The following is a 13,039-nucleotide window of genomic DNA, read 5'->3' as shown; positions in this document are numbered from 1 at the left end:
TCTGATTGCTTACTGTCATATCTTAATAATATGGCAGTACTACAATACGAAACGTATTGAGAGGGGCGACATCGCCCCTTTTACCTAACGAATTTATATTTAATGCTGAGGAATTGAAAAATGGCAGTGACTGCAGCACTAGTTAAAGAACTGCGCGAACGTACTGGCGCAGGTATGCTGGATTGTAAAAAAGCCCTGGTTGAAACGGATGGTGACATTGAGTTAGCCATTGAAAACATGCGTAAATCAGGCCAAGCGAAAGCGGCTAAAAAAGCAGGCCGTATCGCAGCTGAAGGTGTAATCCTTACTAAGGTTGAAGCAGGTCGTGCGACTATGCTTGAACTTAACTGTGAAACTGACTTCGTAGCACGTGACGAAGGTTTCCTTAAGTTTGGTAACGAGCTACTAGAGGTAGCTGCTGCTAACAACATCAACGACATCGATGCGCTTAACGATGCAGAACTTAACGGTTCTAAAGTAAGCGAAGTTCGTGACGCACTTGTTGCTAAAATCGGCGAAAACATCTCTCCTCGTCGCGTTATCAACGTTGAAGGCGATACACTAGGCGCGTATGTACACGGCGGCCGTATTGGTGTTATCTCTATCCTTACTGGCGGTGACGAAGAGCTAGCGAAAGACGTTGCAATGCACGTTGCAGCTGCAAGCCCGCAGTTCGTTAAGCCTGAAAACGTTCCAGCAGAAGTTGTTGAGAAAGAGAAAGAAATCCAAATTGAAATCGCTATCCAGTCTGGTAAGCCAGCTGATATCGCTGAGAAAATGGTTGCAGGCCGCATGAAGAAGTTCACTGGCGAAGTGAGCTTGACTGGTCAGCCTTTCGTTAAAGATCCTTCAATCTCTGTTGCTGAGCTTCTTAAGAACAACAGCGCAGACGTAATCAACTTCGTACGTTTCGAAGTTGGTGAAGGTATCGAGAAGAAGACTGAAGACTTCGCTGCTGAAGTAGCTGCTCAAATGGCTGCTGCTAAGAAATAATTGAGTGTTTATCTTTTGCATTAAGCAATAGTTAGATAAACTACAAAGCACCTCTTAGGAGGTGCTTTTTTATAGCTGAACGTCTTTAGTGTTGCCATTGCAATGCGTAAGTGTGAAGCTAGGCGAGATTAAGTACGCGCCTGCCTGACAAACGAAAGCGCTTTGTCCTATGTTTTTTACAACAGTGGCTTGTCGAAAGACATAGGACAAAACGGGTTTACGAGGACAATTCAAACTATGAGTATCACACCAAAATCAGCATACCGACGCATTTTGTTAAAGCTTAGTGGTGAAGCCCTAATGGGGGCAGAAGGCTTTGGCATAGACCCTAAAGTGCTAGATAGAATGGCACAAGAAATTAAAGAGCTGGTTGAACTTGGTGTTCAAGTTGGTCTTGTTATCGGTGGTGGTAACTTGTTCCGTGGCGAAGGCTTAGCAAAAGCGGGAATGAACCGCGTTGTTGGCGATCACATGGGAATGCTGGCTACCGTAATGAATGGCTTAGCCATGCGCGATGCGCTTCATCGTGCATTTGTAAATGCGCGAATGATGTCAGCAATACCGCTAAACGGTGTTTGCGATGCCTACAACTGGGCAGAAGCCATTAGCCTTCTTAAGTCAGGCCGTGTTGTTATCTTCTCTGCCGGTACAGGCAACCCTTTCTTCACCACAGACTCAGCGGCTTGTTTACGCGGTATCGAAATTGAAGCCGATGCGGTATTGAAAGCGACAAAAGTTGATGGTGTTTACAGCGATGATCCGGTGAAAAATCCAGAAGCAACGCTTTACGAAGAACTGACTTATCAAGAAGTACTAGAAAAAGAACTTAAAGTGATGGACTTGTCAGCGTTTACTTTGGCGCGCGATCACAGCTTGCCAATTCGCGTATTCAACATGAATAAGCCAGGTTGCCTGAAGCGTGTTGTGATGGGCGAAAAAGAAGGTACTGTTATTCGCCACGCTGACAACGATTAATTAAGAACAATAGGATACAAATCGTGATTGATGAAATTGAATTAGATGCGCAAGAGCGCATGGAAAAAAGCCTAGTTTCTCTTAAGGGCCAATTCAGCAAAATCCGCACAGGTCGTGCGCATCCAAGCCTTCTAGATGGCATCATGGTACCTTATTACGGCGTAGACACGCCGCTAAAGCAAGTGGCTAACGTCGTTGCAGAAGACAGTCGTACTCTAGCGTTAACTGTGTTTGATAAAAGCGCCATTCAAGCGGTAGAAAAAGCCATTATGCAGTCTGATTTGGGTTTAAACCCAATGAGTGCAGGTGGTTCAATTCGTATTCCACTTCCTCCTCTTACTGAAGAGCGTCGTAAAGACCTTATCCGCGTTGTTCGCAATGAAGCGGAAGGTGGTCGTGTCGCTATCCGTAACATCCGTCGTGACGCGAACGGTGACATCAAAGATCTTCTTAAAGAAAAAGAAATCAGTGAAGATGAGAGCCGCGCTGCTGAAGAGAACATTCAATCTATTACTAACGATTTCATTAAGAAAGTTGACAGCATGCTTGCTGACAAAGAAAAAGAACTAATGGAAGTATAAGTAAGTATTATGATTGGAAAGCGTTTAAGCGCAGCCAAATCGACAAAAGCAGAGGTGCCAGCAGAATCTGCTGGCCCGAAGCATGTTGCAATCATTATGGATGGCAATGGTCGATGGGCGCAAAAGAAAGGGAAAATTCGTACCTTTGGTCATAAAGCCGGGGTAGAGTCTGTTCGTTCTGTTGTGCGCTTTGCACGTCAAAACGATATTGAATCACTTACGCTATTCGCGTTTTCAAGTGAGAACTGGAAACGTCCTGAGGAAGAAGTCAGTGTCTTAATGGAGCTGTTCAATCTTGTCCTCAATAGCGAAGCAAAAAGACTACACAAAAATGGTGTACGTCTACAGGTTATTGGTGATGTTGAGGCGTTTGATGCCAAGCTTGTCGAAAAAATTCGCAAAGCTGAAGACATGACCAAAGACAACAAAGATTTGGTCTTGAATATCGCCGCAAATTACGGTGGGAGATGGGACATTGTAAACGCGGCTAAGCAGCTTGCTACGCAAGTGAAAAGCGGCGAACTTGATGTGGAAAGCATCTGTGAAGACGCACTGAATGCGCACATTTCAACAGCTAACCTTCCTGAGTTAGACCTTCTTATTCGCACAGGTGGCGAACACCGTATTAGTAACTTCTTGCTGTGGCAATGTGCCTATGCAGAGTTGTACTTTACCGACGTACTATGGCCCGACTTCAACGAAGACGTGTTTCAATTGGCCGTAGACGATTTTAACGTTCGCCAACGTCGCTTCGGTTTAACCGGTGAACAGGTAGTCACAGCCGATGGTTAACACCATACAGGCAATTATCAGGCTTGCCCTGGTAACGATAGCCAAGGGCAAATTATGCTAAAACAACGAATAATAACTGCATTAATCCTCGCGCCACTGGCGCTTTACGCTATTCTTTTTCTTCCTATTTTTTGGTTTGAAATAGCCATTGCTGGTGTTGTCGGCATCGGCGCTTATGAATGGGCGAATATGTCGGGCGTATGTGAACGTCCTAAAAAGCTCATTTATATGGCAGGTGCCTTTGCCATATGTATAGCCTTGTCTCTTATTGTTGATGCCAGCACGATTTGGTATCAAGGCCAATTACATGGTTTATACCGTGCCATATTAACGGTTGCCGTATTATGGTGGATAGCGTCTTTATTTATGGTGCTAGCCTATCCCAAATATTCCAAGTTCTGGAAAGACAGTCGCAGCGTTAGAACCCTATTTGGGGCACTTACGCTTATACCTACATGGGTAGCGGTTGTTGCACTTCGCACGAGCTTGCACGATGTTGATCCTTTCTACGGCGCTTCACTCATCTTTTATGTGCTGGGGATTGTTTGGGCTGCAGATATTGGTGCATTCTTTGTTGGCGTAAAATTCGGACGCCACAAGTTACGCCCTAACGTATCGCCAGGTAAAAGTTTAGAAGGCTTGTTAGGCGGTATTGCAGCTTCATTCGCTATTATCGCTTTTGCGGCCCTTCACTATCAGGTAGAGCCTTCGCGTATTTGGCTTCACCTTGCTATTGGCGGTATTACGGTGGCTGTTTCCGCCCTTGGCGATTTAAACGAAAGTATGCTTAAGCGTTGTGCGGGCATTAAAGACAGCGGCAAAATTCTCCCTGGACACGGTGGTGTACTCGATAGAATCGACAGCTTAACCGCGGCATTCCCTGTTTTTGCGTTCTGCTATGTAACCTGGATGGCGTAATGCAAACAGTAACAGTGTTAGGGGCCACAGGCTCCATTGGTTGTAATACACTCGACGTAATAAACCGCCACCCAGACAAATATCGCGTATTTGCTATTACTGGCAACTCACAGCTTGAATTGCTTATGGAGCAGGCCCAGAAATGCGCGCCGCGCTATGTGGTAATTGCTGATGACGCTAACTACAAACTAGCCTGTGAGTTAGCATCCCAGTACGGTGTGGATGCAGAAATTCTCTCTGGTGCAAAGGCGCTGGAAGAAGTATCCAGCGCGCCTGAAGTTGATGCTGTAATGGCAGCCATTGTGGGTGCAGCAGGGCTTTTACCCACACTGGCAGCAGTAAAGGCGGGTAAAAGGGTTTTGCTTGCCAATAAAGAAGCGTTAGTCATGTCTGGTGCTTTATTTATCGAGGCTGCGAACCAAAGCGGCGCTGAAATTCTTCCTATTGACAGCGAACACAACGCCATATTCCAGTGCCTACCGCACGATTATGAATACGGTAACTTTGCCGCATCCGGCATTCGTAAAATTCTCTTAACGGGTTCTGGTGGTCCGTTTAGAGAAAGACCGCTTGATAGCTTCTCGTCAATTACAATCGATGAAGCCAGTACACACCCTAACTGGTCGATGGGCAGAAAAATTACAATCGATTCTGCAACTATGATGAACAAGGGGCTGGAGTTTATTGAAGCCTGTTGGCTGTTCGGTGCTGGCGCAGATGATATTGATGTGGTTATTCACCCGCAAAGTATTATTCATTCTATGGTGCAATATGTTGATGGCTCGGTGATCGCACAAATGGGCAATCCTGATATGCGTACCCCTATTGCTTATGGTTTGGCGCATCCTGAGCGAATCGAAGCTGGCGTGACGCCGCTCGACTTTTCTGACATTGGCAATTTCAGTTTCCAAACCCCTTGTTTTGAGCGTTATCCGAATTTGAAGCTGGCTATTGATGCGTGTAAAGAAGGGCAATGTGCAACAACACGAGTGAACGCGTCAAACGAAGTGGCTGTCGACGCCTTTCTAGAAGGCAAAATTCAGTTTTGCGATATTGCTAAAGTAAATGACGCCACGCTTAATGCTATGCCCAATGTGTCGGTGAATTCTATTCAGCAAATACTAGAGCAAGACAGCCTTGCAAGAGCAAAAGCTAACGAGATTATTCGAGGTAAATTCCAGTGCTAGCATTTTTATGGAGCCTTGGTGCATTCATTGTAGCCTTAGGTATTTTGGTTGCTGTACATGAGTGGGGGCACTTTTATGTGGCTCGTAAATGCGGTGTGCAGGTAGAGCGCTTCTCAATTGGTTTTGGAAAGCCTATATGGCGTAAAACAAGTAAATCAGGCACAGAATATGTCATCGCTATGATCCCATTAGGTGGATACGTGCGCATGCTCGATGGACGCATTGATGACGTACCGCCTGAGTTAGAAGACAAAGCGTTTAACAATAAACCCGTTTTGCAGCGCATGGCGGTTATTGCTGCTGGACCTGGCGTTAACTTTATTTTTGCGTTTTTCGCACTGTGGTTGATGTATCTGGTGGGGCTGGAAACGGTTAAGCCAGTAGTTAAACAGGTTGAGCCAGAAAGCATCGCAGCTATCGCTGGTGTGCAACCTGGTGATGAAATTATTAAAGTTGGCGACAGGAATACGCCTGATTGGGAAGCGGTAAACCTGGAAATAGTCTCAAACATTGGCGCCGAAAAAGCCAATGTTACGGTTAAAAATTCGTCAAATGTTGAAAAAGAACTGACTTTTACACTGGGTTCTTGGAACTTTGACCCAGATAGCGAGTCTCCTTTAAGCAGCTTAGGGTTAACCCCTTATCGTCCAGATGCAACGTTAACCGTTGGGTTTGTAGGTGAAGGAAGCGCGGCTCAGCAAGCGGGTTTAAAACCCGGTGATGAGCTTCTTGCATTAAATGGCGCTAAGTTGTCATCGTGGGAGCGATTAGTTGACGTTATTGTTGAAAGTCCCGGCGAGAATATCTCGCTTGATATACAAAGGGATGGACAACAACTGACGTTAGATGCCACGATAGCGCGCCGCGATACACCACAAGGGCAAAGTGGATATCTCGGTGTAAGCCCAACATTTGAGCCTTGGCCAGAAGGGTATGTGTTTACGCATCAATATGGCATTATAGAGGCTATTGGGAAGGCGCTAGATAAAACATGGCGTCTTATGACACTCAGTGTCGAAATGATAGGTAAGCTCATCACGGGCGACGTGTCAGTGAAGAATTTGAGTGGGCCTATCTCAATTGCTCAAGGTGCGGGAACAAGTGCTGGGTATGGACTTGCGTACTTTTTGAGTTTTCTTGCCTTAATAAGCGTAAATTTAGGCATAATAAATTTATTACCCTTGCCCATGCTTGACGGTGGTCACCTCATGTTTTTTATCGTGGAGTGGATCACAGGCAAACCTGTGCCTGAAGCGGTTCAGGAATGGGGTTACAGAATAGGTGGCGTGCTTCTGTTTATGATCATGGGTATCGCAATTTTTAACGATATCGCTCGCATAACCTGATACAAATCAGGAAGTACAAAACAGCTAATACAAAACGCGGCCAGGAAAAGAAAAATAGATGAAGTTAAAACAGTTAGTAGCAGCCGGAGCCATTCTTTCCAGTGCTAGCTTTGCCAATGCTGCGGCGCAAGACAGTGAATTTGTCGTTGAAGACATTCGCGTAGAAGGTTTGCAACGAGTTGCACTTGGTGCAGCCTTAACCTACTTGCCCGTTCAAGTTGGCGACGAGCTTAATACATTCAGGGTAACGCAGCTTATTCGCTCGTTGTACTCTTCAACTCACTTTGAAAATGTTGAAATTCTCCGTGATGGCAATACGCTTGTCGTGCGTGTCGCTGAGCGTCCTACCATTAGTAATATCATCTTTGAAGGCAACGATGATATTAAAGATGAGCAACTTCAGGAAAGCTTAGACGGAAACGGCGTTCGTATTGGTGAGCCGCTCGATAAGACCGTACTAACCTCTATCGAGAATGGCCTGAAAGACTTCTTTTACAGCATAGGTAAATATAATGCTGACGTGACGGCTATTATAACGCCGCTACCGCGTAACCGTGTTGACTTGAAATTACTTTTCGAAGAGGGCGACGCGGCTGAAATTGAACAAATCAATATTGTAGGTAACGAAATCTTCTCAGACGAAGAGCTGATGGAGGCTTTCGAGCTGCAATACGATACGCCTTGGTGGGATTTCCTGTCGGAAACTCGCTACCAGCAGCAAACGCTGCAAGGGGATATGGAAACGCTGCGTAACCATTACTTAAACCGTGGTTACCTTCGCTTTAACGTTGACTCTACACAAGTTTCAATGACACCTGAAAAGTCAGGTATCTATATCGCCATGAACGTAACAGAAGGTGAGCAATACACTATCTCTGAAGTTGAGCTGGTAGGCGATGTACTCGGGCACGAAGAGTATATTGAACGCGTGCTTCCGCTTACTACGGGTGAATTGTATAACCAAGCAGAAGTAACGTATACAGAAGAATTTATCAGTAAGTATCTTGGTCGCTTTGGGTACGCTTACCCAACAGTAACTACGGTTCCTGAAATTAATGACGAAGACAAAACGGTTAAGCTCACGCTGTCCGTTGACCCAGGCAAACGTATCTACGTCAACCGCATTAAATTTAACGGCAACGTAGTAACAGCCGATAGCGTTCTGCGTCAAAATGTCAGCCAGATGGAAGGTACGTGGCTGTCGAATAACTTACTTGAGTCTTCAAAGAACCAGCTTTCTCGACTTACTTATATGGAAGAGGTTGAATTTGAAACGGTACGTATCCCGGGTTCAGAAGATAAAGTAGACGTTAATTTTAACGTAAAAGAACAGCCATCGGGCTCGTTTAATGCTGGTATCGGCTATGGTGACAGAACGAAGCTAAGCCTACAGGCGGGTATCCAGCAAGATAACTTCTTGGGTACAGGTAAACGTGTAGGTCTTAACCTAAGCACGGTTTCATATCAGCGCAGTGCGCAAATCACTTACAACGACCCTTATTTTACCATTGACGGTATTAGTTTGGGCGGAAGCTTGGGCTATAGTGAGTTCGACGGTTCTGACTTTAACGTTATTCAGTACAACTCTAAGCGCTGGTCTATTGGTGCGAACATTGGTTATCCGATTAACGAGTTTAATCGTATTAACTTCGGTTTGACCTACAGCAACGTAGAGCTATTCAACCGTGGTTACTACGAGCAAACTGAGCAGTTCTATAATCAGTTTACTAACGGTGAAGATCCTGATGCGGCTATTAAATATGATAGCTTCTTGGCAAGCGTAAGCTGGAGCAGAAGTACGCTTAACCGTGGTTTGTTCCCAACGGCGGGTTCGTCTCAGCGTGCGTCATTCAGTATTACCACGCCTAACTCAGACGTTAACTACTTCAAGACAGTATTTGACGGTAAGTGGTACTTCCCATTATCTCGTAACCAGCGCTGGTCTTTCCTAGCGCGCGTACGTCTTGGCTACGGGAATGGTTACGGTGATATTAACGGCAATGAGCAAATATTACCGTTTACAGAGAACTTTACGGCAGGTGGTTCTGACTCACTACGAGGATTCGAGAATAACACGGTAGGTCCTCGCGGTGTATTCTTAGGCAATACGGGCACTATAGTTGGACCTGATGGCGAAGTGTTTCCGGGCGATCCAGCTGATGCGCAGCTGTCTTGGTCGACGCGAAGCCTAGGTGGTAACGCGATGGCACTTGGCGGTATCGAGCTTATTGTTCCTACGCCATTTGTTGAAGAAGAAATGGATAACTCAGTTCGTACAAGTTTGTTTGTGGATGTGGGTAACGTGTGGGATACTGAGTTCGACTATGACTATTACCGTCAGTTTGACATAGCATCTACACAACGCGGTGAGCTATTGGACTATTCTGATTGGAGCCTGTATCGTAGCTCGGCAGGTATATCGGTCCAATGGGTATCACCAATGGGACCGATGGTATTCAGCTTCTCGAAAGCGATACAGCAACGTGATGGTGACGATGCGAGATTCTTCACTTTCAACATTGGTCAAACTTTCTAAGACATTAAAGCGAGCGCGTTTTTAGGCGCGCTCTATAATAAGATTCACAAAAGGAGTTCCCTTTGAAACAGTTGGTTAAACATATCGTTGCAGGAGCAATGTTGGGTAGCGCTTTAGTTAGTACATCTGTAATGGCTGAGCAGAAAGTTGCAGTTGTCGATGTGCAAGGTATTTTCCAAGCGATGCCTCAAGCGGCTGAAATTCAAAACGCTATTCAGGCTGAATTTAAAGATCAGCTTGAAGAAGTGAATCAACTGCAGCGTGATGGTCAGTTTTACGCAGAACGTCTTCAGCGCGACGCAGCGACAATGAGCGATGCAGAGAAGAAAGAACTAGAACAAAAAATCTTGTCAGTACGTGAAGAGCTAGCTAAGAAAGGTCAACCTTTGCAGCAAAACATTCAACGTCGCAGCAACGAAGAGCGCAACAAGCTTCTTGGACTAATCAAGCAAGCTATTGACTCTGTTGCAGCAAAGCAAGGTTATGACCTAGTGCTTAACGCTGGTGCGGTTGCGTTTGCAAAAGAAGAGCACGACTTATCTGAGCAAGTTCTTCAGCAAGTAAGCAAAACTAACTAATAACTGCACTAGTCAGTTGTAAAATTTATCAGACCAACTCCCCAAAGGTGTTGGTCTGATTTGTTTTTTGCGCTTAACAGCGTATGGTTGCCGCCGTTTTTAGTTTTTACGGCGAGTTTGACCAGAATGCCAATCAATCATCTGTATTGGTATAAAATAGTTGTAGGTCATGCTTGTATACAGGAGAAAGTTTTTGGCCAATTCACTTAATACCATCGAAATTCAGGAAATATTGGAACTGTTACCTCATCGGTATCCATTCCTACTTGTTGATCGTGTAACAGACTATGTTCTGGGTGAGTCTGTAAAGGCTTATAAGAATATCACTATCAATGAGCCGTGTTTCATGGGGCACTTCCCTGAACAGCCAATTTTCCCAGGGGTATTAATTCTTGAAGCTATGGCACAAGCTGCCGGTGTTTTAGGATTTAAGACAATGGGTAACAATGATAAGTTATACTTGTATGCAGGGATTGATAACGCACGCTTTAAGCGTCCTGTTGTTCCAGGTGACAGGCTTGAGTTTGATGTTGCTCTAGTTAAAGAGCGCAGAGGGATTTGGAAATTTAAAGGCACTGCAAGCGTTGATGGCGATATCGCTTGTGTTGCAGAGTTTATGTGTGCGATGAGAGAGATAGCTTAACGTGATCCATCCAACTGCGGTAATTTCAGAAAGTGCAACGATTGGTGAGAATGTCACTATTGGTCCATTTTGTGTGGTAGACGACAACGTCACCATAGGTGATGGCTGTATTCTGAAATCACATGTGGTGGTACGCGGCCCAACGCGTATCGGTAAAAACAATAAGTTTTATCAGTTTTCTTCAATCGGCGAAGACTGCCAAGATAAAAAGTATGCAGGTGAACCTACCGAACTGGTTATTGGCGATGATAACGAGTTTAGAGAAGGAGTCACCGTCCACAGAGGTACAGTTCAAGACAATAGCATTACTATAATTGGTTCTCGCTGTTTATTTATGGCCAACTCTCATGTTGCCCATGATTGTGTTCTTGGCAACGACATTATTATTGCAAACAGTGTTGCGATTGCTGGCCATGTTCACATGGACGACCACGTCATTGTTGGCGGTGCCGCAGGTATTCACCAGTTCTGTAAGATTGGAGCTCATTCGTTTTTGGGGGCTGGCGGCATTATTCTGCGCGACGTGCCTCCCTTTGTTATGGTCAGCGGCCAGAAAAATATTCCTCAGGGTATTAATTCTGAAGGACTTAAGCGTCGTGGCTTCAGCAAAGAAGAAGTTATGGCCATTAAACGCGCTTACAAAGCAATATACCGTGAAGGCAATACCGTAGACGAAGCCATCGAAAAACTTGCCGAACCCGCACAGGAGTTCCCTGGTGTGGCCCTTATGGTGAAGTTCTTACAAGACTCTGAGCGAGGCATTATTCGCTAATTATGTCTAGGCCTATCCGTATCGGCATGGTTGCCGGAGAGCCCTCTGGTGACGTGCTTGCCGCCGGAATGGTTGCAGAGTTAAAACGCCAATACCCTGATGCGGTTATCGAAGGTATTGGCGGTCCAAATATGATAAACGCGGGTTTTCATAGTCTGTTCGATATGGAAACCTTGTCGGTTATGGGACTTGTTGAAGTTCTCTCCCATCTACCTGCCATCTTGAAAGTTAAAAAGCAGCTTCTTGCTCACTTCGAGCAAAATCCGCCAGATATTTTTGTGGGTATTGATGCGCCTGATTTTAATCTGAGAGTAGAAAAAGCGCTTAAAGCACGCGGTATCAAAACCATGCACTATGTGAGTCCTACTGTGTGGGCGTGGCGTGAAAAGCGCATCCATAAAATAGCGAAAGCGACTAATCGTGTGTTGGGTTTATTTCCTTTCGAGCAGCAGGTTTACGATAAATACCATGTTCCCTATACCTTTGTGGGACACACAATGGCTGACGCTATAGCAATTGAGCCCGACCAAAATGCGGCGCGCCAAGAATTAGGTGTAGATAGTAATGCTTCCGTATTGGCTGTACTTCCCGGCTCACGCAGAGGCGAAGTAGAAACGCTACTTCCAGTATTTCTGGAGACCATAGAAGCTATTCATGCTAAACGCAGCGACATTCAATTTCTTATCCCTGCTGCTAACGAACATCGTCTTGCACAAATAAAAGCACTCTTGCTGGAAGCCAATAATGCAGAGGAACGTTTACCCATTCAGGTAACGCAAGGCACATCGCGAGATGCGATGATAGCTAGCGATGTTATCTTGCTTGCTTCAGGCACGGCTACCTTAGAGGCCATGTTATGCAAGCGCCCCATGGTGGCCGCTTATTTACTTGCACCACTCACGTATAAAATTATGCAGCGTTTGTATAAAGCGCCTTTCTTCACGTTGCCAAATCTATTGGCTAATGAAGCTATTATTCCTGAATTACTACAAGAAGAAGTAAATGCAGAGAATATGAGCAATCAGCTACTCAACTTCTTCGAAAGTGATAATTCAGCCCTTATTTCCCGTTTCACCGACCTCCACCATACGCTAAAATGCAACGCTGATAAAACAGCAGCAAAAGCTGTCGTGGAGGAATTGTTTGCATAAGTTAATTGCCGGCGTTGATGAAGTAGGTCGTGGCCCGTTAGTCGGTGATGTGGTCACCGCCGCGGTCATTCTCGACCCTGAAAATCCCATTGAAGGGCTAACGGACTCTAAAAAACTGAGTGAAAAAAAGCGCGTAGCGCTTGCCCAAGAAATTCGTGAAAAAGCACTCTACTGGAATATAGGTAGAGCTAGCCCTGAAGAAATAGATAAGCTTAATATACTGCACGCTACCATGCTCGCCATGATCCGCGCAGTGGAAGGCCTGCCAGTAAGGCCTGACTTTGTGCGCGTAGACGGTAACCGGGTTCCTGCGTGGAATTTTGAGTCTGAAGCGGTAGTGAAAGGCGATAGCCTGCACGCAGAAATTTCAGCGGCTTCCATTATTGCCAAAGTAGAGCGAGACAACGATATGATTTCGCTTCATGAGGCCTACCCGCAATATAACTTTGCCGGGCACAAAGGTTACCCCACAAAAGCACACTTTGAAGCCATCGCTGAATATGGCATCTTAGATTGCTATCGAAAAAGTTTTAAACCTGTAAAAGCGCTAATCGAAGAGAAATAAAA

General features: G+C 45.4%; 13 protein-coding genes. All 13 read left to right on the top strand.

Annotated elements, in window-relative coordinates; genetic code table 11:
• Window positions 1-120 precede the first annotated feature (120 nt).
• On the top strand, window positions 121-993 hold the full coding sequence (gene tsf / locus ACFI6L_RS12360; protein WP_014978551.1) for a translation elongation factor Ts: 873 nt from the start codon (window positions 121-123) through the stop codon (window positions 991-993).
• Window positions 994-1,230: 237 nt separating this feature from the next.
• Complete coding sequence (pyrH, locus tag ACFI6L_RS12355; protein WP_014948554.1) at window positions 1,231-1,968, top strand: UMP kinase; 738 nt, start codon at window positions 1,231-1,233, stop codon at window positions 1,966-1,968.
• Window positions 1,969-1,991: 23 nt separating this feature from the next.
• Window positions 1,992-2,549, top strand: a complete 558-nt coding sequence (frr, locus tag ACFI6L_RS12350) for a ribosome recycling factor (protein ID WP_014948555.1) — start codon at window positions 1,992-1,994, stop codon at window positions 2,547-2,549.
• Window positions 2,550-2,558: 9 nt separating this feature from the next.
• Window positions 2,559-3,341, top strand: a complete 783-nt coding sequence (gene uppS, locus ACFI6L_RS12345) for a polyprenyl diphosphate synthase (protein WP_080986374.1) — start codon at window positions 2,559-2,561, stop codon at window positions 3,339-3,341.
• Window positions 3,342-3,395: 54 nt separating this feature from the next.
• On the top strand, window positions 3,396-4,259 hold the full coding sequence (locus ACFI6L_RS12340; RefSeq protein WP_014948557.1) for a phosphatidate cytidylyltransferase: 864 nt from the start codon (window positions 3,396-3,398) through the stop codon (window positions 4,257-4,259).
• A complete protein-coding gene (gene ispC / locus ACFI6L_RS12335; protein WP_101563645.1) occupies window positions 4,259-5,446 on the top strand; it encodes a 1-deoxy-D-xylulose-5-phosphate reductoisomerase in 1,188 nt (395 codons plus the stop codon). Before ACFI6L_RS12340 ends, ispC begins: the two co-directional genes overlap by 1 nt.
• Entirely contained in the window at window positions 5,440-6,792 is a 1,353-nt protein-coding gene (rseP, locus tag ACFI6L_RS12330) for a sigma E protease regulator RseP (protein ID WP_014948559.1), read from the top strand. The genes ispC and rseP overlap by 7 nt, the downstream gene beginning before the upstream one ends.
• Before the next feature lie 58 nt (window positions 6,793-6,850).
• On the top strand, window positions 6,851-9,328 hold the full coding sequence (bamA, locus tag ACFI6L_RS12325; RefSeq protein WP_014975852.1) for an outer membrane protein assembly factor BamA: 2,478 nt from the start codon (window positions 6,851-6,853) through the stop codon (window positions 9,326-9,328).
• Window positions 9,329-9,390: 62 nt separating this feature from the next.
• Window positions 9,391-9,906: an OmpH family outer membrane protein gene (locus ACFI6L_RS12320; RefSeq protein ID WP_014948561.1), complete on the top strand. Its 516-nt coding sequence runs from the start codon at window positions 9,391-9,393 to the stop codon at window positions 9,904-9,906.
• A 193-nt stretch (window positions 9,907-10,099) separates the two neighbouring features.
• Window positions 10,100-10,549, top strand: a complete 450-nt coding sequence (gene fabZ, locus ACFI6L_RS12315; protein WP_014948562.1) for a 3-hydroxyacyl-ACP dehydratase FabZ — start codon at window positions 10,100-10,102, stop codon at window positions 10,547-10,549.
• Between the two features lies 1 nt (window position 10,550).
• Complete coding sequence (gene lpxA / locus ACFI6L_RS12310) at window positions 10,551-11,321, top strand: acyl-ACP--UDP-N-acetylglucosamine O-acyltransferase (protein WP_462574111.1); 771 nt, start codon at window positions 10,551-10,553, stop codon at window positions 11,319-11,321.
• Between the two features lie 2 nt (window positions 11,322-11,323).
• A complete protein-coding gene (lpxB, locus tag ACFI6L_RS12305; protein WP_014978555.1) occupies window positions 11,324-12,472 on the top strand; it encodes a lipid-A-disaccharide synthase in 1,149 nt (382 codons plus the stop codon).
• Window positions 12,465-13,037: a ribonuclease HII gene (gene rnhB, locus ACFI6L_RS12300; RefSeq protein WP_462574110.1), complete on the top strand. Its 573-nt coding sequence runs from the start codon at window positions 12,465-12,467 to the stop codon at window positions 13,035-13,037. Before lpxB ends, rnhB begins: the two co-directional genes overlap by 8 nt.
• Window positions 13,038-13,039: the final 2 nt, after the last annotated feature.

It is taken from the genome of Alteromonas sp. G4i35 (assembly GCF_054960375.1).
Note: the sequence above shows the minus strand (reverse complement) of the source record. Positions and strands in the feature narration are given on the sequence as shown.